This window comes from Ruegeria sp. SCSIO 43209, assembly GCF_019904295.1.
Lineage (GTDB): Bacteria > Pseudomonadota > Alphaproteobacteria > Rhodobacterales > Rhodobacteraceae > Ruegeria.
Genome location: NZ_CP065359.1, coordinates 3568843 through 3588819, shown reverse-complemented (window position 1 = coordinate 3588819; position 19977 = coordinate 3568843). Strand labels below are relative to the sequence as shown.

At 57.0% G+C, this 19977-nt stretch carries 23 protein-coding genes; 12 read left to right on the top strand and 11 right to left on the bottom strand.

Going from position 1 to position 19977, the window contains the following annotated elements; translation table 11 throughout:
- The first annotated feature begins 11 nt into the window (after positions 1-11).
- Both I5192_RS17810 and I5192_RS17805 read left to right on the top strand, forming a co-directional pair.
- Positions 12-722, top strand: a complete 711-nt coding sequence (locus tag I5192_RS17810) for a DUF599 domain-containing protein (protein WP_223117433.1) — start codon at positions 12-14, stop codon at positions 720-722.
- Between the two features lie 35 nt (positions 723-757).
- Entirely contained in the window at positions 758-1105 is a 348-nt protein-coding gene (locus tag I5192_RS17805) for a hypothetical protein (protein WP_223117432.1), read from the top strand.
- A gap of 3 nt (positions 1106-1108) precedes the next feature.
- Here I5192_RS17805 and I5192_RS17800 read toward each other — a convergent pair whose 3' ends face one another.
- The 4 genes from I5192_RS17800 to I5192_RS17785 form a co-directional block, all read right to left on the bottom strand.
- Entirely contained in the window at positions 1109-1594 is a 486-nt protein-coding gene (locus I5192_RS17800; protein WP_223117431.1) for a flavodoxin family protein, read from the bottom strand.
- A 1-nt stretch (position 1595) separates the two neighbouring features.
- Positions 1596-2066, bottom strand: coding sequence for a 23S rRNA (pseudouridine(1915)-N(3))-methyltransferase RlmH (gene rlmH / locus I5192_RS17795; protein WP_170515789.1), 471 nt, complete (start codon positions 2064-2066; stop codon positions 1596-1598).
- Between the two features lie 44 nt (positions 2067-2110).
- Positions 2111-2470, bottom strand: coding sequence for a ribosome silencing factor (gene rsfS / locus I5192_RS17790; RefSeq protein ID WP_039541351.1), 360 nt, complete (start codon positions 2468-2470; stop codon positions 2111-2113).
- Positions 2471-2634: 164 nt separating this feature from the next.
- The gene (locus I5192_RS17785) at positions 2635-3996 is read right to left on the bottom strand and encodes a mechanosensitive ion channel family protein (protein ID WP_170395177.1); all 1362 of its coding nucleotides are present in this window, start codon (positions 3994-3996) and stop codon (positions 2635-2637) included.
- A 111-nt stretch (positions 3997-4107) separates the two neighbouring features.
- Here I5192_RS17785 and I5192_RS17780 point away from each other — a divergent pair, with 111 nt between their 5' ends.
- The 6 genes from I5192_RS17780 (at position 4108) to I5192_RS17755 (ending at position 9084) form a co-directional block, all read left to right on the top strand.
- Positions 4108-4215: an isopropylmalate isomerase gene (locus I5192_RS17780; protein WP_082025160.1), complete on the top strand. Its 108-nt coding sequence runs from the start codon at positions 4108-4110 to the stop codon at positions 4213-4215.
- 43 nt (positions 4216-4258) lie between these two features.
- A complete protein-coding gene (leuC, locus tag I5192_RS17775; protein ID WP_170395174.1) occupies positions 4259-5662 on the top strand; it encodes a 3-isopropylmalate dehydratase large subunit in 1404 nt (467 codons plus the stop codon).
- 38 nt (positions 5663-5700) lie between these two features.
- Positions 5701-6255 (top strand): HdeD family acid-resistance protein, encoded by a 555-nt coding sequence (locus I5192_RS17770; protein ID WP_170395171.1) that lies wholly within the window; start codon positions 5701-5703, stop codon positions 6253-6255.
- A gap of 42 nt (positions 6256-6297) precedes the next feature.
- Positions 6298-6903 carry a 3-isopropylmalate dehydratase small subunit gene (gene leuD / locus I5192_RS17765; RefSeq protein ID WP_170395169.1) on the top strand — a complete coding sequence of 202 codons (606 nt, stop codon included), beginning with the start codon at positions 6298-6300 and terminating at the stop codon, positions 6901-6903.
- Positions 6904-7234: 331 nt separating this feature from the next.
- Positions 7235-8065 (top strand): hypothetical protein, encoded by an 831-nt coding sequence (locus I5192_RS17760; RefSeq protein ID WP_170395166.1) that lies wholly within the window; start codon positions 7235-7237, stop codon positions 8063-8065.
- Positions 8062-9084, top strand: coding sequence for an endonuclease/exonuclease/phosphatase family protein (locus tag I5192_RS17755; protein ID WP_223117430.1), 1023 nt, complete (start codon positions 8062-8064; stop codon positions 9082-9084). The genes I5192_RS17760 and I5192_RS17755 overlap by 4 nt, the downstream gene beginning before the upstream one ends.
- A gap of 7 nt (positions 9085-9091) precedes the next feature.
- Here I5192_RS17755 and I5192_RS17750 read toward each other — a convergent pair whose 3' ends face one another.
- Entirely contained in the window at positions 9092-9997 is a 906-nt protein-coding gene (locus I5192_RS17750; protein WP_223117429.1) for a sugar nucleotide-binding protein, read from the bottom strand.
- A gap of 83 nt (positions 9998-10080) precedes the next feature.
- Between I5192_RS17750 and I5192_RS17745 the strand changes: the two genes are divergently transcribed.
- On the top strand, positions 10081-10974 hold the full coding sequence (locus I5192_RS17745) for a LysR family transcriptional regulator (protein WP_170395159.1): 894 nt from the start codon (positions 10081-10083) through the stop codon (positions 10972-10974).
- 6 nt (positions 10975-10980) lie between these two features.
- On the opposite strand, the gene I5192_RS17740 is transcribed toward I5192_RS17745, so the two are convergent.
- Complete coding sequence (locus I5192_RS17740; protein WP_223117428.1) at positions 10981-11508, bottom strand: redoxin domain-containing protein; 528 nt, start codon at positions 11506-11508, stop codon at positions 10981-10983.
- 91 nt (positions 11509-11599) lie between these two features.
- Between I5192_RS17740 and leuB the strand changes: the two genes are divergently transcribed.
- Positions 11600-12703: a 3-isopropylmalate dehydrogenase gene (gene leuB, locus I5192_RS17735; protein WP_170515495.1), complete on the top strand. Its 1104-nt coding sequence runs from the start codon at positions 11600-11602 to the stop codon at positions 12701-12703.
- 57 nt (positions 12704-12760) lie between these two features.
- Here leuB and I5192_RS17730 read toward each other — a convergent pair whose 3' ends face one another.
- On the bottom strand, positions 12761-14947 hold the full coding sequence (locus I5192_RS17730; protein WP_223117427.1) for a transglycosylase domain-containing protein: 2187 nt from the start codon (positions 14945-14947) through the stop codon (positions 12761-12763).
- Positions 14948-15204: 257 nt separating this feature from the next.
- Between I5192_RS17730 and I5192_RS17725 the strand changes: the two genes are divergently transcribed.
- Positions 15205-15543 (top strand): P-II family nitrogen regulator, encoded by a 339-nt coding sequence (locus I5192_RS17725; RefSeq protein WP_039541190.1) that lies wholly within the window; start codon positions 15205-15207, stop codon positions 15541-15543.
- A 33-nt stretch (positions 15544-15576) separates the two neighbouring features.
- Complete coding sequence (locus I5192_RS17720) at positions 15577-16899, top strand: ammonium transporter (protein ID WP_170395150.1); 1323 nt, start codon at positions 15577-15579, stop codon at positions 16897-16899.
- 70 nt (positions 16900-16969) lie between these two features.
- Here the strand turns inward: I5192_RS17720 and I5192_RS17715 are convergent, their stop codons facing one another.
- The 4 genes from I5192_RS17715 to I5192_RS17700 all read right to left on the bottom strand — a co-directional run bounded on the left by I5192_RS17715 (position 16970) and on the right by I5192_RS17700 (position 19943).
- Entirely contained in the window at positions 16970-18154 is a 1185-nt protein-coding gene (locus I5192_RS17715; protein WP_223117426.1) for an amino acid aminotransferase, read from the bottom strand.
- Entirely contained in the window at positions 18154-19008 is an 855-nt protein-coding gene (gene sseA, locus I5192_RS17710; RefSeq protein WP_170818470.1) for a 3-mercaptopyruvate sulfurtransferase, read from the bottom strand. Before sseA ends, I5192_RS17715 begins: the two co-directional genes overlap by 1 nt.
- Before the next feature lie 93 nt (positions 19009-19101).
- Positions 19102-19371, bottom strand: coding sequence for a hypothetical protein (locus I5192_RS17705; RefSeq protein WP_170395139.1), 270 nt, complete (start codon positions 19369-19371; stop codon positions 19102-19104).
- A 14-nt stretch (positions 19372-19385) separates the two neighbouring features.
- Positions 19386-19943, bottom strand: coding sequence for a helix-turn-helix domain-containing protein (locus tag I5192_RS17700; RefSeq protein WP_223117425.1), 558 nt, complete (start codon positions 19941-19943; stop codon positions 19386-19388).
- Positions 19944-19977: the final 34 nt, after the last annotated feature.

Here is a 19977-nt window from a genome sequence, read left to right as displayed (position 1 = left end):
AGTGTCGCGGCATGACCTGGATCGACCGCACATTACTGTTTTCCTCGCTGGACTATGCTGCCGTTTTGCTGTTGTTCGCGACATGGCTAGGGATTGGATGGAGGATCGAAAATCCGTCCTCTCAGAAACCGTCGGTTTCATTGATGATGGATGATTTCCGCAAGGTCTGGATGCGTGAAATGGTGACGCGCCAGCCGCGTGTGTTCGATGCACAAGTGATCTCGGCCATGCGCCAGGGCAGCACGTTCTTCGCTTCGACAATCATGATTGCAATAGGCGGCGGCTTGGCATTGCTTGGCAATACCGAACGCCTTGCTGGGGTTGCTGAAGATCTTGCCATCGGCCGTGCGCCTGCCATGGTTTGGGAAATCAAGATACTGATTATTCTGCTTTTTCTGTCGAACGCTTTTCTGAAATTTGTCTGGTCGCATCGCCTGTTTGGGTATTGCGCAATTCTGATGGCCGCTGTTCCAAATGATCCCGATGATCCACAGGCCTATCCACGCGCCACACAATCTGCTGATATCTGCATCACGGCGGCTCGTAGTTTCAATCGCGCGTTGCGGGCGACATATTTTGCGTTGGCTTCAATCGCACGGATACTTGGACCGGTAGCCCTGATCCTAAGCTCAATCGCCACATTCGGTGTGCTCTATCGTCGCGAATTCGCCTCGCATTCACGCACCGTAATCATGACTGCGCCACCAAACACAGAGTCGTGATCGCGATGCGATGCGCGAGCGCATAGTTTGACCCCATGCGATATCTGATTCTCAGCGCCTTACTGGCCAGCCCCGCATTCGCCGACCCTCCGATGGTCGAACAGGTTTCAGCCCAATCAAATGGGGATACCTGGCGGTTCGACGTCACGATCCGCCACTCCGACACCGGATGGGATGACTATGCCGATGGCTGGCGTGTTCTGGATATGCAGGGGAACGAGCTGGGGATGCGTGTGCTGCATCACCCTCATGTCGATGAGCAGCCCTTTACACGTTCACTTGGCGGGGTGGTGATTCCGGACGGGACCACGCAGGTGCAAATTCAGGCGCGCGACAATGTCGGTGGTTGGAGCGAAGACACGACCGTGGTCGATCTGAACTGACCCTCAGAACACCCCGAGGCTGAGACCTGCGGCCAAGGCCGCTCCAACCTCACGACAGTTTTCAAGTTGTTCTTCAGGAATGATCTTTTCGGCCAAGATCGCTTTGGGTGTTTGCGCATGAGTGCAGATGATCAGGGGCGGTTGCACCTCTTTCAACCGCCACCCCGTTGCGATCCGAGCCATCTGGCGCGCGGCATTTTCGCCATCTGATCCGGCGCAGACCATCTGCGCATAGGGTCGACCTTCGATCCTCCCCAGCACAGGATAATAACAGCGGTCGAAAAACTCTTTCATCAGACCCGAAATCGCGGCCAGGTTCTCGGGCGCGCAGAAGATATAGCCATCGGAGGCCAGCAAGTCGTTCGGCCCGGCCTGATCGGCGGCTTTCAGGATGGTGTTCGCTTCATCCCGCGCCGCTTCGGCTGCGGCTTCAGCCATTTGCCGGGTGCCGCCGGTGCGCGAATGGTAGACGATCAATAGCTGCGCCATGTCAGACCCGGTGATAAGGGCCGCCTGAAAGGATGGTCGCGGCCCGGTAAAGTTGCTCGGCCAGCATCACACGGACCAACATATGGGGCCAGACCATTGACCCAAAGGATAGGGAAAAATCAGCCTCCGCCCGCAGATTTGGGTCTATTCCGTCCGCTCCGCCGATGATCAGCGCCAGATCCTGTCGGCCCGCGTCGCGCCATCCACCCAGCTTTTTTGCAAATTCAGGCGAGGACAACACCCGTCCGCGCTCATCTAGCGTACAGATCACCACACCCTTGGGCAGCGCCTTGCGCAGCAGGGCCGCCTCGGCCCCCATGCCTGCGTTTTTCTTGTCTTCGACCTCGATCACCTTCGCAGGACCAAGGCCCAGCGCGCGGCCGGTCCTGTCAAATCGGGTCAGGTAGTCGTCAAGCAGGGATTTCTCCGGTCCGGCGCGCAATCGCCCGACCGCAACGATGCTGATACGCATGTCTCTCTCGCCTCCGACCCCTCAATACAGGCCGGGATAGCGCCTCAATTCGCCGAGGCGCTGCCGCCCTGAGGCAGCCACATCTTTTCCAGCTGATAGAATTCACGCACTTCGGGGCGGAAGATATGAACGACCACGTCGCCCGTATCGATCAGCACCCAGTCGCCGGCATCCTTGCCTTCGACCTTCGAGGTGAAACCGAATTCCTGCTTGATGCGATCCGTCAGCTTTTCCGCCATGGCCGAGACCTGGCGGGTCGACCGACCTGAGGCAATCACCATGTGATCCGCAACAGAAGACTTACCTTGCAGGTTGATCTGCACGACGTCTTCGGCCTTGTCATCGGAAAGTGAGGAAAGGATACGTTCAAGCAGCTTGTCGCTGATTGACTGAGAGTGGGCCATTACACCGGCCCCATCATCGGCGGGCAAACCCGCCTGTGTATGTAGAGACAGGACATAGTCCTCCTTTGCTGCGCGCCGCCAAACCCCGGCGCCGGGGTACTAATAAGGTAACAAGGGGATTGCAACATTTCAATGAAAGGGCCGACGCTGCGCCCCACATCCAGTCACTCTTTGGCGAGATGTTGCACCTCGGCGTCGGCCTCCAGGCCGCCCAATACGCGGATTTCACGCTGCGGGAACGGAAGCGAGATGTCTTCGACCTTGAACGCATCCCACAGCGCCAGGAAGACATTGCCTCGAATGTTTGTCAGACCCTTGTTCGGATCACTGATCCAGAAGCGCAACACATAGTCCACGCTGCTGTCACCGAAACCAGTGATATGGCAGACAGGTTCATGTTTGCCTCCACTCAGCACTCGACCGACCGTCTTGACGGCACGGATCGCTGTCGCGCGGACTTTGTGCGGGTCGTCGTCGTAGCTGGTGCCGAAATCAAGATCCAACCGCACGAAACGGTCGGAATGCGACCAGTTTACAACCTGATTGGTAATCAGATCTTCGTTTGGAATCAGATATTCCCGACCATCCCGCGTAACCACCGAGACATAGCGCGCGCCCAGCGCGTTAATCCAACCAAATGTGTCGCCCAGTGAAATCACGTCGCCCGGTTTGATCGACCGGTCCATCAGGATGATAATGCCCGAGATCAGGTTCGAAACCACTTTTTGCAGGCCAAACCCGATCCCGACGCCAATGGCCCCGGACAGCAACGCTATGCCAGTCAGATCAAACCCGAGGGTGCGGATCGCCGCCATGAACACCGCCCCGTAGAGCAGCACCTGAATACCCTTGGCCAGAAGAACCTGCATCGATGGGGTTATGTCTTGATTGTTCGTAAGGCCGCGCTCAGCCGCACGTGTGCCGACACGCGCCAAAGTCAGCAGGACGCCAATCAGCAGTACAGCCTTGATGATGCCCAGCGCCGAGATATGAAGATCACCGATAGAAATGGCGACGCCGTCTAGGAAACCGGCTACATCATCCGTCAGGTTCAACGCAATCAGCGTAGCATAGACCCACATAGACCATTTAAATATTTGTCGCAGCGTTCGGTTTCTCACCAATCGCGAAACCAACGCGATGGCCAGCCATGCAACAGCCAGTGTTGCGAAGACACCAAGTATATAGCTCCGCGACGGCCATGTGACCTGTTGCATCACCAGATAAAGCCCACCAGACAGCAACACAAAATACACCAATGTCAGACGGCGCATCAGTTGTATCAATATCCGCAAGCGCCATTTCGGCCATCCCACCCGGGCCCTCGCCCAGGTTTCCCATCGGCCCTGCGTCAGCAGTTTCAGTAAAAATGAAATTGCCCAGAGGAATAGGATGATGATGAGTTGATACTGCCGCCATCCCGGGGTGACGATCAACTCGACCAGACCTTCAATTTGCGAGGAAAACGCCGCCGTCATGTTGGCGTAAAGCTCCGAGAGCGTCTCCGGTAGTAAATCCTGGTTCATTCACCTCTCCTGCAGGTCAGCTTGGACAGCGATGCTGGATGATGCAAGCCCGCAGTGAGACGGTTGGGATTGAACCTTGATTGACACGAATGCCCGTTATATCTGGTGCGTATGAGACTCAATGTGGCCCAAGAACAGAATCTGGAAGATCGCGCGCGTCTGCGTGAACGGTTCTTTGGGGCTGCCCGCACGGTCTTGGCCCGCCTATCGGCGGCCTAAGCCAACTCGCCAGCTATTTCTCATTTCATACGGGAGAGGACCGATGTCCCCCAAAACACTCTATGACAAGATCTGGGATGCCCATGTCGCCCACGAGGCCGATGATGGCACCTGCCTGCTGTATATCGACCGCCATCTGGTTCACGAAGTGACCAGCCCACAGGCGTTCGAAGGCCTGCGCATGGCGGGCCGCAAGGTGCGCGCGCCAGAAAAAACCATCGCCGTGCCGGATCACAACGTTCCGACCACGCCGGACCGTGTGAATGGTATCGAAAACCCGGAATCACGCATTCAGGTCGAGGCACTGGACAAGAACGCCAAGGATTTCGGCATTCACTATTACCCTGTGCACGACGTCCGTCAGGGCATTGTGCATATCGTCGGCCCCGAACAGGGCTGGACCCTGCCCGGCATGACCGTTGTTTGCGGCGACAGCCACACGGCGACTCATGGTGCATTCGGCGCTCTGGCCCACGGCATCGGCACGTCCGAGGTTGAACACGTTCTGGCCACCCAGACTCTGATCCAGAAGAAGTCCAAGAATATGAAGGTCGAAATCACCGGCAAACTGCAGCCGGGTGTGACCGCCAAAGATATCACTCTGGCTGTGATCGGCGAGACCGGTACTGCTGGCGGCACAGGTTATGTCATCGAGTATTGCGGCGAAGCGATCCGCGATCTTTCGATGGAAGGGCGCATGACCGTCTGTAACATGGCCATCGAAGGCGGTGCCCGCGCTGGCCTGATCGCACCGGATGAGACCACCTTTGAATATGTCAAAGGCCGCCCGCATGCCCCCAAAGGCGCGCAGTGGGAAGCCGCGATGGACTGGTGGAAGACGCTTTACACCGACGAAGATGCGCATTTCGATAAAGTCATCACGCTGCGTGGTGAAGATATCGCGCCAGTCGTCACTTGGGGCACCAGTCCCGAAGATGTGCTGCCGATCACCGCATCCGTACCACATCCCGAAGATTTCGAAGGCGGTAAAGTCGACGCGGCCCGCCGTTCGATCGAGTATATGGGCTTGGAAGCCGGTCAAAAGCTGAGCGATGTTGAAATCGACACCGTTTTCATCGGCTCTTGCACCAACGGTCGGATCGAAGACCTGCGCGCTGCGGCGGAAATCCTGAAAGGCAAGAAGATCAAGGACGGCATGCGCGCCATGGTCGTACCGGGTTCGGGTTTGGTGCGTGCACAGGCCGAAGAAGAAGGTTTGGCCGAGATCTTCAAAGATGCCGGTTTCGAGTGGCGTCTCGCGGGCTGTTCAATGTGTCTGGCGATGAACCCCGACCAGCTGCAACCGGGCGAGCGCTGTGCCGCGACTTCGAACCGCAACTTCGAAGGCCGTCAGGGTCGAGGTGGGCGTACCCATCTGCTGAGCCCCGCAATGGCTGCCGCTGCGGCAATCACAGGACGGCTGACAGACGTCCGTGAATTGATGTAAGAGTCTCTCATATCTAGATATTTGATGGAGAGACTAACATGAGTGATTGGGTCAAATGGCTACTGCTTGGACTTTTGTCCATAGCATTCGGGGTGTTCGTATTGGGCGCGCCGGTCGTGGCATCCGTTGCCGTAACAGTAGTAACCGGTGTGTTGCTGTTGATTGCGGGCGGAATGCAGATCGTTGGTGGCTTCACGGTTGAAGGCACTGGCAACAAGATCCTGTCACTCATCATGGGTGCGGTCATGCTGTTTCTGGGCTGGTCCTTTCTGGATCACCCGCTGCAGGGCACGCTGACGCTGGCAACTGTGATGCTCATCCTGTTCATGGCAGGCGGCATCGCGCGGGTCATTCTGTCGTTCCAGATGAAAGGAACGCAGTTTTTCTGGCCCACGATGATCTCGGGCATCTTGTCGATCATCCTCGCCGGCATCATCTGGACCTATGTAGGCAAGGAACCGGCTGCTCTGCTGAGCATACTGGGGATCTTCCTGGGCATTGAGATGCTGTTCAACGGGTTCGGATTGGTCTTCATGGCGTTCTTCGTCAAGAACGCACCCAAGGACGAAACAACAGAAGCGAAAGAAGCTTAAACGCGGAGCACGGGCGCGGCCCTACCCCGCAGGAGTGTAGAAATGGAAAAGTTCGAAAAAGTCCACGGGGTGGCCGCCCCAATGCCACTGATCAATATCGACACCGATATGATCATTCCCAAAGTGCACCTGAAAACCATCAAACGCTCTGGCCTGGGTGTCGTGCTGTTTGATGAGATGCGCTATCACGATCATGGTGGCGAGAACGAAGATTTCGTTCTGAACAAACCCGCTTATCGCAACACCGAGATTCTGGTGGCCGGCGACAATTTCGGTTGCGGCTCGTCGCGGGAACATGCGCCATGGGCGATCAAGGATTTCGGTATCAAGGTGGTGATCTCGACCAGCTTCGCCGACATCTTTTTCAACAACTGCTTCAAGAACGGCATCCTGCCAATCGTAGTCGAAGAAGAGCATCACGCGATTCTCATGGATGACGCGCACAAGGGTGAAAACGCCCGCATGACCGTGCATCTGGAAGATCAGCAGATTACCACTTCGGATGGTATGGTCATCGAGTTCGACATTGACCCACACCGCAAGCACTGTCTGCTGAACGGTCTGGACGATATTGGCCTGACGATGGAAAAAGACCATCACATCGACAAGTTCGAAGATCATGCGAGTCAGGCCCGCCCCTGGGTATGATTCTGGGGACGAATCTGTTGATACTCAACCTAACAGGGTCGCAAGCGCGGCCCTGTTCGCATTCTTGGGGCAAAAACCCAGTGCACCACAACATGTAGGTATCAATTTGAGATACACGTCGGATTTGCGTCGAAATTGATGCAATCCCGCACCAGTTGCGCCATCATTTTGCCCGAAATTGCGTGTTATTTGCTCATTGGCTTGAGCGAAATACCGCTTATCGGCAAAGTTGGCACCCATGAGGTAGCCGCCAACGAACGAGCGGTGAGCACAAGTTGGACGATAAGTCGGCACAGAATCGACTACGCCGGTTTGAAAAAGGGTTCGGATTGTGATTGCACGCACAACGGGGGCGGCGATACGTGGATTATTGGTAGCACTTATGGTGCTTACCCCTGCGTTGTACCTGCCTACATCGACGTCGAATGGGACTGAGATTGTCGTCTTTCTGGCGATCCTTGCGTTTATCCTGACTTTCTCGGAATACAACTCGGCCTTTCCAAGCTTTATCGAATTTCGTGACGCACCACCTGTGAACAGGCTGCGCTTTGTCGGTTTGATGTCGATGGTTACCTTCCTGACGCTGATCTGCAAAAACGCCTATGCCCCCTCGGAACTTACTGGCCTGTTTTATTCAGTTGGCCTGATGGTCGCGAATGTGGTGGATTTCCCCTACTCCCCCGTTCGTCTTGTGGTTTTGATGCTGCCCGCCGACGCCAGCCAGCCCCTCGTAGATTTGGTGCGTATCTCCGCCAGCGTCGCTTATGTCGCGGCCTTGGTTACCATCGCCAGCTTTGCCTATGCAGTGAAGCTTCGGGGATGGCCAACAGGCAACGGCGCGTTCAACGTCTGGACCAATCTACCGCTGTTTGACCCAACCAAGGGTGGTGATGTGGTCACCCGTCTGCAGCGTGACGGGCGGCTCAACATCGCAATTGGGGCTTTGCTGCCTTTCCTGATTCCCGCCCTGATCAAACTGATGGCTGCTTTCATCACGCCGATCGCGCTCAGCAATCCGCAGACATTGATCTGGACCCTTTGCGCATGGGCATTCCTGCCTGCCAGCATGATCATGCGAGGCATGGCGACACTGCGCATTGCCGGCCTGATCGTTGAGAAGCGCCGCGCATACTCAACCTCCGAGTCAACTCAGATCGCATGATCCGACTGCTGGTTCTGTTGCTGTTGCCGTTTACGGCACAGGCAGAGACATTGCGCATCGCAAGTTTCAATACAGAACTCAGTCGCGAAGGTCCCGGCCTGTTGCTGCGTGATATTCGGCGGAACGACCCTCAGGTCGCTGCGGTGATCGAGGTGCTGATGACAACCCGTCCCGATATCGTCGCGCTGCAAGGCATCGATTGGGATTTAGACGGGCTTGCCCTTGCTGCGCTGGTCGAGGCGCTGAAAAGCAACGGCTTGGATTATCGATACAGTTACGCCGAGCAACCCAATTCCGGGATCGAAACCGCGTTGGATCTGGATGGGGACGGCGAGACGGGCGGTCCGGGCGATGCACAAGGCTGGGGGCGGTTCACCGGCCAGAATGGGCTGGCAGTGCTGTCCCGCTATCCTATCGCTACCGATCAAGTGCGGTCATTCACCCAGTTGCGGTGGCGCGATTTGCCGAATGCCCAGCTGCCAGCCGAGGATGGAGAGCCCTTCCCATCACCACAAGCGCAGGCTGTTCAGCGGCTGTCTTCTACATCGCATTGGGTCGTTCCGGTCGACTCCCCGGGTGGTCGCCTAGACCTGATGACGTTTCACGCCAGCCCGCCTGTCTTTGATGGACCTGAAGATCGGAACGGACTGCGCAACAGGGATGAAATTCGGCTCTGGTCGCTTTTGCTGAACGGTGATCTGGGTGAGAAACCTACGGGGCGTTTTGTCATCGCAGGTGATGCGAACCAGGATCCTTACAAAGGCGAGGGTCGCAAATCGGCAATCCGTGATCTTCTGGCCAATCCGCAACTGCAGGATCCGATGCCTGTTGACCCTGCGGGGTCAACTTCAACAGTTTTGTGGAAGGGCGTTGGCGAGATGAGAGTGGATTATGTCCTACCTTCGGCGGATTGGCGTGTGCACGATGCGGGCATTTACTGGCCGGAACCCACATCCCGTGACGCGGCCGTCGCCGCAAGCCGTCACCGGCTTGTCTGGGTCGATCTATTCGACGAATAGGCTTCGATCATGACCGTATGACTGTGCCGAATCGCTGGCGGGATTCATATTGCACAGGTTCAGACACGGCGTTCCTCAACGCGTCATTTAGGTCGGTCTGCGCGAATTCCGGGAGCAGAGCATCAAAGAGGCGTGTGTCCAGCCGGTGAGAAGTATTCCATAGATACCTCATCTCAAGCAAATGAGGCGCCATACGCCAGAACGGGCGGGCCAGATGCAAAGGCCACCATGCCATCTGTTTAAGGGTGAGTTCACGCCCCGCAACCTGCGAAAGCGCCAATGCCATTTCATTGCCGGTCAAGGTGTATCCAGCATAGGGGACATCGCAGAAACGCGGTAGCAGGCTGCGCATTTCTGCCAACTCCACAGCAGCGCGAGTTAAATCGGGCAGATAGGCCCAAGCATGCTCGATATCCGGATTGCCGGGATACGCAAAGCGCCCGCGCCGCAAGTGTTTGATGAGAATCTGATCGAACCAATTGCCAGAGGCCGTGGTGTCTATGAAATCACCTGCCCGCAACATGATGGTCCGAACCGACGAGGCACGATAAGCCTCTTCCATCTCGATCCGAATGCGTCCCAACGGATTTCGCGCAAGATGCGGTGTCCTGGTCGACCAGGGGCCGGGCGTATCCGCACCGAAAACATAAACGTTCCCCGGGACAATGACCGTCAAGTCACGCTCTGATGCAGCGGCGATTACCTGACGATGCAACTCTGGCACCTGCTCCGCCCAGTCGGGGTAAAGCGGGTTCCAGGCGTTCACGATGACGTCTACTCCATGTACCGCCGTGCGCAATTCCTCCCTGCGTCGATCAAACTTTTGCACAATCCATCCCGCATCCGAAAAAGCTCTTGCAGCGTTGCGTCCAAATCGACCGGTGGCCCCGAGAATAAGTACCGTTTGTGGCATTGATCCCTCCGTTCCGGATCAATCTATTCAATCACGATGTTTTGGAAATTGCGAAAAATCGCAGATTATGTATTCGTTTTTGAATGGCTAAAACACTCCAACTATCCGACTGGTCCTTAGTTCAAAGCTTTCTGGCGGTTGCCGAAACCGGCTCACTGTCCGCAGCCGCAAAGCAACTGGGTCGCAGCCAGCCGACGCTTGGTCGTCAGGTGCATGCGCTGGAAGAAGAATTGGGGGTCTCGCTGTTTGATCGTCACGCGCGTGGACTGACGCTCAGCGAGGTGGGGCAGCAAGTGCTGCCAATGGCGCAGCAGATGTACAGCGCAGTCAATGCCCTGGGGCTGACGGCAGCGGGTCAGGCGCAACAGCTGGAAGGGTCGGTCAGGATCACCGCTTCGGTATTTGTATCGCATCACCTGTTGCCGCCGATACTTGCCGCAATCCGTGAGGCAGAACCGGCGATTCAGCTTGATCTGGTCGCCTCGGATGCCAGCGAAAACTTGCTGTTCCGCGAAGCCGATATTGCCGTGCGCATGTATCGCCCCGAACAGGTCGACATCGTGGCAAAGCATATCGGTGAGGTTCCGCTGTGTTTCTGCGCCGCCCAAAGCTATCTGGATCGTGCGGGGCGACCAACAACGCCGACAGAGCTGATGCAGCACGACCTTGTGGGATTTGACACCAATGAAGACATTATCACCGCTATGCGGAACAAGGGCTGGCCTGCCAGCCGGGACAGCTTTGCCACGCGATGCGACAACCAGACTGCCTATTGGGAATTGATCCGCGCAGGGTGTGGGGTGGGCTTCAGCCAACTCAGCATCGCGCAGTCCGATCCTCTGGTCGAAGTGCTAGATATTGATGTCGAGATACCGGTGCTGCCGGTCTGGCTGGCTGCCCCTCAGGCGATGCGACAGACCCCGCGCATTCGCAGAGTCTGGGATTTGCTGGCCGACGGGTTGAAGGCCCGGCTTTAAAATCGCCTACAGCGCGCCGGTATAGGTGCCGCGCGCAGGATAGTTATTGGCCAAGGTGAATTTCAAACCGCCGACGATGTCCGACATCGGCGGTCGCGCAAAAGGCGTTGTCTGCTGCCAGACGTAATAGAGGGTCTGATCAGGTTTGATATAGAAATGTCCCGGCTCAGCGAACATCGCTGGCTCGGCGCTACCTTCACGAGCCACCGAGATGTTCAGACCCCAGACATCCCGCGCGTCGGCCATGGACAGGCCGTATCCTACGCGCAGCTTCGACACTCCGGCCTTCTCAACCGTCTCGGCCGCACGTTCGTCGGTATCCGTGGTGATCATGATCACCTCAATCCCCAGCTCGGCGAATTCATCCAGCGCAGCCTCGACCTCACCCATTTGGCGAACGCAGATCGGGCAATGCAGACCACGATACTGAATCACCAGCGTTCCGTTTTCACCAGTGTCGCGCTCAAGATCAAAGGTGCCATGGCTTACTGTTTCGATTTTTAGCGATGGGGCCGGATTTCCGGGTGTCAGCATGTGGTTTCCTCGTGATTTGATGGGTTCGTCTCATTGACCCGATGCGCCGCAAACGCTAGGGCCTGTGCGACAAAACGCAAGGAGACTGTCGATGTCCAACCCCTCGCTCCTCATCCTGCCCGGAGACGGAATTGGCCCGGAAGTTATGGCCGAAGTGCGCAAAATCATCGATTGGTTCGGCGCCAATCGCGGTCTTCAATTTGACGTGAGCGAGGATCTGGTCGGCGGCGCTGCCTATGACGCGCACGGGAAGCCCCTGTCGGACGAAACCATGGCCAAAGCACAAGAGGTTGATGCGGTTCTTCTGGGTGCGGTTGGCGGCCCTAAGTATGACGATCTGGACTTCAGCCTGAAGCCCGAACGTGGCCTGTTGCGTTTGCGCAAGGAAATGGACCTGTACTCCAACCTGCGCCCAGCTCAGTGCTTCGACGCGCTGGCGGATTTCTCGTCGCTGAAGAAGGATGTGGTCGCTGGCCTCGACATCATGATCGTGCGCGAGCTGACTTCGGGCGTCTATTTCGGTGAGCCGCGCGGTATTTTCGAGGAAGGCAATGAACGCGTTGGCATCAACACCCAGCGCTACACTGAATCCGAGATCGAACGCGCCGCACGTTCGGCATTCGAGCTGGCGATGCGCCGGAACAAGAAACTGTGCTCGATGGAAAAAGCCAATGTGATGGAATCGGGTATTCTTTGGCGCGAAGTCGTGACCCGCGTCGGCCAGGAATATCCCGAGGTCGAGCTGTCACACATGTATGCAGACAACGGCGCGATGCAGCTTGTGCGCGCGCCCAAACAGTTTGACGTGATCGTCACCGACAACCTCTTTGGCGATGTACTATCCGATTGCGCAGCGATGCTGACCGGATCTTTGGGCATGCTGCCGTCTGCCTCGCTGGGCGCACCGATGGCGAATGGCCGCCCTAAGGCCATGTATGAACCCGTTCATGGCTCGGCCCCGGACATTACAGGTCAAGGCAAGGCCAACCCAATTGCGTGTATCCTCAGCTTCGCCATGGCACTGCGCTACAGCTTTGACCAGGGCGACGAAGCGGATCGTCTGGAAACCGCGATCGAGAAGGTTCTGGCCGACGGCGTTCGCACAGCTGACCTGCTGGCCGAAGAAGGGGTTGAGCCGGTTTCGACCAGCGAAATGGGTGATGCAATTCTGGCAGCGCTAGACGAAAGCGTCTGATCTTACGATCATTCAGACATCAAAGGCGGTGCCCAGCGCACCGCCTTTTTTTGTTGGTCAGTTTCCGAAGATGTTGTTCAGCAGGTTGTTGATCGCACGGTCCAAACCGGTTTGATTCTTACGGCGCTGTTGCTGCGGCTGCGCGGTTCTAACCGGTGGGTCCGGCACCAACATGGGCAACGGCGTGGGCGTCATCCCTTCTGTTACGCGCAGCATGGTCTCTTTCCATATCTCCGCCGGCAAGCCTCCACCTGTGACACCTGACAACGGCGTATTGTCATCATACCCCATCCAAACGCCCGTAACGTAGTCCGCAGTAAATCCGATAAACCACGCATCGCGTGCGGCCTGGGTCGTGCCGGTCTTGCCCGCCACCTGCCAGCCCGGCAGCTTTGCCCGTCCGCCTGTACCTTCAGAGACCACACGCTCCATCATCCAGGTCAGTTGTTTGGCGGCCTTGTCGTTGATGACGCGTTCACCAATACCGGTTGTCGTGATCATAACTGGATCGGTCTCACCAAGCAGCTTCAACTCGGTCAGACCATAGGGTTCCACCGCTGAACCGCCGTTCAAGATACCGGCGTAAGCGCCCGTCATCTCTATCAGCGTGCTTTCCGATGCGCCGAGCGCCAGCGCGAGTCCCTCGGCCAGATCACTTGAAAGGCCGAAACCACTGGCAACCGTGCGCACGTTGTCCAGCCCCGAGATATCCGCCACTTTCACTGCGGGAATATTCAACGAATTCTTCAACGCATCTGCTAATGTCACCCGGCCATAGAACTTATTGGTGTAGTTCTTCGGGCACCACTGACCTGAACCTGCGATGTTCCAGCAAGTTGGTTCATCCATCACCGTGTCCAGCGGTGAATATCCCAACTCCAAGGCCGTCGCATAGACAAACGGTTTGAACGACGAACCCGTTTGACGCAGAGCCTGCGTAGCCCGGTTGAACGCCCCCGAAACACGGGTCTTGCGCCCACCGACCATACCTCGAACCGCGCCATCCGCTGACATCACCACAATAGCGGCCTGTGCTTTGGAGCCTTCGCGCACTTTCTCCTGGAAGATGAATTTAAGCGCCTCTTCCGCTGACGTTTGAATGCGCTGGTCCAGTGTGGTTCGGATCACCACGTCCTCGGTTGTGTTACGTGTGAAAAACTCAGGCCCGCTGGCCATGACCCAATCGGCAAAGTAACCACCAGCACGCGCGGCAGCGGCCTCGGACAACTGCGCCGGACGGCTGCGGGCCTCGCTGGCCTGCGCGCTGCTCAGATAGCCCTGAGCCTCCATCAGCCCAACCACCAAACGTGCCCGATCTTGTGAACGTTGCAGGTTGTTCGTTGGCGCATAGCGTGTCGGGGCCACCAATAGACCTGCCAGCATTGCTGCCTCGGCCGGAGACACTTCGGCTGCCGAAATACCGAAATACCGCTGGCTGGCGGCCTCGAAGCCGCGGGCTCCCGCACCGAGGAAGGCGCGGTTCAGATAGATCGTCAGAATTTCATCCTTGGAGTATTTGACCTCCATCGCAATGGCATAAACTGCCTCTTTCGCCTTGCGCCATAGCGAACCCTGACGGCAATCGGCTTCATATGCAGCCTCAGACTCCCATTCGCTGGGCTCATAAGGCACACCCAGGCATAGAAGTTTCGCGGTTTGCTGGGTGATCGTTGAACCACCGTGACCAGACAGCGGTCCACGTCCTTCGCTCAGGTTGATGCGTACCGCGCTGGCGACACCGCGCGGGCTGACGCCGAAATGGCGGTAGAACCGTTTATCCTCGGTTGCAATCACGGCGTTCTTGAGATGCGGCGAAACTGTATCCGCCGTAATCACGCCGCCAAACTGATCGCCACGCCAGGCAAAGACCTTGCCGTCGCGATCCAGCAAGGTCACCGAACCACGTGCCCGCCCATCAAGTAGGGCATCGACATCCGGCAATGAGGTGTAAACAACACCCACCGCCAGCGCCAACAGCAACCCCGCCACTGCGCCGACCCTCCAAGTGATCCCCCAAATTATGCGCCAGAGCCAGCGGAACAGCCGGCGGAAAATGCCACCGCCCTTCCCACCAGAACTGCGCCGCGTTTTCTTCCGCGCCGTTTTGCGCGGAGCGGCTTTTCGGGCCGTCGACTTCTTACCAGCGGGTTTTGCAGCCCGCTTGGTCGCCGCAGGCTTTCGGCCTTTGGTCGGGTACCTTTTATCCGCGACAAGGCGCGATTTGCGACGGTTGGACTCAGTCATGCTCAAACTCTGCCCGGTTATGCTTTTGAGGCACCATACCCCGCCGGAACGGCCATGTAGAGGTGTGAAATATCCGTATTTCCCCTCACAAGTTTGCCTATATTTTCACCAAATAGCGTGTTTTGTGCAAAAATTGTGCATAATTGCTGATTTTTTACCCTCATTTACCCTCCGAAAACGTTCCATCTGAACCTCTGTCGCGCATTTTTCTGCAGGTGCAAAATGCCGGGCCGCCCGGAGTAGTAGAGGGGAAAGACGTGAAACTGATCATTGCGACAATCAAACCGTTCAAGCTTGAGGAGGTGCGCGAAGCACTGACCAATGCAGGCGTGCGCGGCATGATGGTGACTGAGATCAAAGGGTTTGGCTCGCAATCGGGTCACACCGAGATTTATCGCGGTGCCGAATACGCCGTGAATTTCGTTCCCAAGATCAAGCTTGAGATCGTGGTGCCCGCCACCATGGCCGACCAGATCGTCGAAACCATCACCACAACCGCCAAGACCGGCAAGATCGGTGACGGCAAGATTTTCGTCCTCGATGTCGAGCAAGCCCTGCGCGTGCGGACCGGGGAAACCAACGAAGAGGCGCTTTAAGCGCGCTTACTCATAATCACTCGAGGACTAACAATGAACCTGATGAAATCTCTCATCCCTGCCGCTGCGATCGTCGCACTGCCGCAGATGGGTCTTGCGCAAGAGGCCGCTACCGGAGAGCCCGCGCAACACACCCAATATATCTTCACCACGCTGCTGTTCCTGATGGGCGGTTTCCTGGTGTTCTTCATGGCTGCAGGCTTTGCCATGCTCGAAGGCGGGCTGGTGCGCTCAAAGAACGTCGCGATGCAGATGACCAAAAACATCGCGCTGTTTTCGATCGCCGCGATCATGTACTGGCTGATCGGCTTCAACCTGATGTACCCCGGTGATGGTTGGACCATTTCTGGCTGGCTGGGCCCGTTCTTCTCGACCACCGTGCTTGACCCAGTGGGTGTCGGTGCAGATGCTGCGGCGCTTGACTACGCCTCAATCGGTTCGGATTTCTTCTTCCAACTGGTCTTTGTCGCAGCGACCGCCTCGATCGTGTCCGGTGCGGTGGCTGAACGGATCAAATTGTGGCCCTTTCTTGCCTTCGTTGTTGTCCTAACCGGCATCATGTACCCGATCTCGGGCTCGTGGCAGTGGGGTGGTGGTTGGCTGTCCGAAGCAGGCTTCTCGGACTTCGCTGGTTCGACCATCGTGCACTCGGTCGGTGGCTGGGCGGCTCTGGCAGGTGCCCTCATCCTTGGGCCGCGCATCGGTAAGTACAAGGACGGTAAAGTGCACCCGATGCCTGGTTCGAACCTGGCTCTAGCCACTCTGGGTACCTTTATCCTGTGGCTGGGTTGGTTCGGCTTCAACGGTGGTTCGCAGCTGGCGATGGGCACTGTAGGAGATGTCTCGGACGTATCGCGCATCTTTGCCAACACTAACATGGCTGCTGCATCTGGAGCCGTTGCCGCCCTTATCATGACACAACTGCTGTACAAAAAGCCCGACCTGACCATGGTGCTGAACGGCGCGCTGGCGGGACTGGTGTCGATCACTGCTGAGCCGCTGGCCCCAACCCTGTTCGGCGCTCTGTGGATCGGTGCTGTGGGCGGCATCATTGTGGTCTTCGCGGTTCCGATGCTGGACAAGTTCAAGATCGACGACGTAGTCGGCGCCATCCCGGTTCACCTGTTCGCCGGTATCTGGGGCACCATTGCCGTGATCTTCTATGGCGAAGCCAGCCTGATCACTCAGCTGACCGGAATCATTGCTTATGGTGTCTTCACCTTTGGTGCTGCTCTTATCCTTTGGTCGATCCTGAAGGCCACCGTAGGTATCCGTGTTAGCGAAGAGGACGAGATCAACGGCCTCGACATGGCTGAACTGGGTATGGAAGCGTATCCGGAATTCTCCAAAGGCTAATAGCCAACCAAGTAAAAACAAAAAAACCCGGGCGTTCGCGCCCGGGTTTTCCTTCATTCAAAGATATCGCTCAGACGCCGACATCGACAATCGCCTGCGCCAAAATGGGCACAGTATTGGCGTTCAAACCAGCGATGTTCAGACGGCTGTCACCGACCATGTAAATGCCGTGATCGGCACGCAGCTTTTCAACCAGTTCTGGCGCGGCCCCCAGTCGCGAGAACATGCCGCGATGCTGGGCGATAAATCCAAATCGATCCGATCCACTAAGGCTCTGCAGCTCATCAGCCAGTTGCTGACGCAGGCCCAGCATGGAAAGGCGGACATCTTCCAATTCGGTCGCCCAATCTGCCCGCAGAGCATCGTCATTCAGGATCGTCGTCACCACCCGCGCACCGTGATCAGGCGGGAACGAGTAGTTCTGGCGGTTCAGAAATGCCAGCGTAGACTGGTTCAGTTCAGTCTGTGCCGGATCGTCACTGATCGCCATCAGCAGGCCGGTGCGTTCACGGTAGACGCCGAAGTTCTTCGAACAAGACGCCGCGATCAGGCAGCGCTTCACTGACGATGCTACCAGACGGGTTGCCTGCGCATCTTCTTCCAGACCGTCGCCAAAGCCCTGATAGGCGATGTCGATCATTGCGACGAGGCCACGCGCGTTGATCAGGTTCACGACCTCTTGCCATTGCACCATATTTAAGTTGGCACCCGTTGGGTTGTGGCAACAGCCGTGCAGAAGAACCACGTCGCCTGCATTGGCAGTTTTCAGGTCCTCGATCATACCGTCGAAATCGACGCCACGCGATTCTCCGTCGAAATAACGGTATTGGGCTGTCTCGATCCCTAGATAGTTCAGGATCGACAAATGGTTTGGCCATGTGGGGTTCGACACGAAAACACGCGCGGTGGGGTTGGCCATACGGATCATCTCAAACGCCTGACGACAGGCTCCGGTACCACCGGGGGTGGCTACGGCTGCAATGTTGCCACGCGGGACAGAATTTCCGAGGATCAAGTCGATCATCGCGTCCGCAAAGGCTGGATCACCAGCCAGACCGGTATAAGCCTTGCTCTCCTGCTCTTCGAGAATACGCTTTTCAGCTGCTTTCACCGCGCGCATCACCGGAGTGACCCCCTCGGCGTTCTTGTAGACGCCAACGCCCAGATCGATCTTCTGATCACGTGGGTCGTCGCGGTACATCTGCATCAACGCCAGAATCTTGTCTGCTGGCTGCGGTTTAAGGTTCTCGAACATCAGTTCTCTCCGGTTGCGACGGGCAGGGTTGGGAAGGCACCCCATTCAGCCCAGGAGCCGTCATATAGCGCGTGGTCTTTCTTGCCCATGCGTTCCAATGCAAGGCTGAGAATTGCGGCAGTCACACCAGAGCCACAGGATGTGATCGCGGGTTTCGATAAGTCGACGCCGGCATCTTCGAAAACCGCGCGGCAGTCTTCGGGCGACTTCATCGTGCCATTCTTGTTCAACAGCATTCCAAAAGGCACGTTGCGCGAGCCTGGGATATGACCTGAGCGCAACCCCTCGCGCGGTTCGGCTTCGGTCCCGAAGAAACGGGCCGCCGAGCGGGCATCGATGATCTCGTGATCCGCAAGCTTCGCGGCTGATGAAACTTGCGTCACATCGCGGACAAGGTGGTTCTGAACCCGCACCGTCATATGACGGTCGCGAATAATGGGGGGCAGGTCTTCGATCTCGCGCCCTTCGGACTGCCATTTGGGCAGTCCACCATCCAGAACGGCTACATTGTCCTGTCCCATCAGACGGAACAACCACCAGACCCGCGCCGCCGACATCAGCCCCGCACCGTCATAGACCACGACCTGATGGCCATCGCCAACGCCCATCGCGCGCAGGCGCGACATGAACTTCTCGACCGGAGGTGCCATATGCGGCAGGTCGGAACGATGGTCGGATATCTCATCAATATCAAAGAACCGCGCACCAGGGATGTGGGCAGCGACATACTCTGCCTTGGCGTCTCGCGCTTGCTGCGGCAGGTACCACGACCCATCCAGAATCCTTAGATCCGGATCCTTGAGATGTGCGGCAAGCCATTCGGTAGAAACGAGGGTTTTTGGATCGTCCTGCATCTATGCCTCCCCTAAGCAAGCTTGGGTTTTCCCTATACTTGGCAGGATGCAGGTTCAAGGCTGGATAGCGCTAGCGTCCCGACCACACTGGATTTATCGCAAACGACGCAGGCGATAATACTGGATGATCCCAATAACGCTGATGATGATCCAGAAGCCTTCGATCAGCATGGACGCAAGATTGAAGTTCTGCAGCAGTGAGAACACGATCAGCACCGAACCGATAAGATTCACCAGCGGAAAGGCCAGATCCTCCGAGTTCATCACTCGCATCTGGGTCGCAAAATATGCCGCAACAACGATCAAAGCCCCGAATGAGCCGATGGCATCGACGACGGTCAAACTGTCCAGTAGTGCAGTCATTGTATGGGGCTTTCCTATTCTGAAACTTCCGCTGGTTGCGAATAGTGGTGCATATTTAGAAAAGCAGCTCCCTGATCACCAGCGCGGTATCCATGCGGCACATCCGCAGAAAATCGCAACCCTTGACCGGATTGCAGCGGAACCCAGTTTCCATTTCGCAGCACGTCCAAAGCTCCGCTCAGAACAAAAACCTCTTCGGTTACGCCTGCTGCATGGGCCGGAGATTCGTGGCTTTGATTGGGTGACAACTCGACATGAAATGTTTCGGCCCCCAATGCGGGATCAAAAGGAAAGACAATTTTGACTTCGATACTTCCCGGAAATCTCACGGTACTGAACACATCAGCATCTGCCGTGTCACGCATTGCAGCAGTACCAATCAATGCACTCAGCGGGAGCTGGAAACCCTTCGCGATCTTCCACAGGGTCGCGATGGTCGGGCTTGATTCGCCACGCTCGATCTGGCCCAGCATGGCTTTGCTGACCCCGGTGAGTTCCGCGACTTTTGACAGGCTCAGCCCGGATGCCGCCCGCACATCCCTTAGTTTTAGCGTTAGTTCGTCCGATTCCATACCCGCGCCCTGCGATTTGTCTTGTGCGTTATAA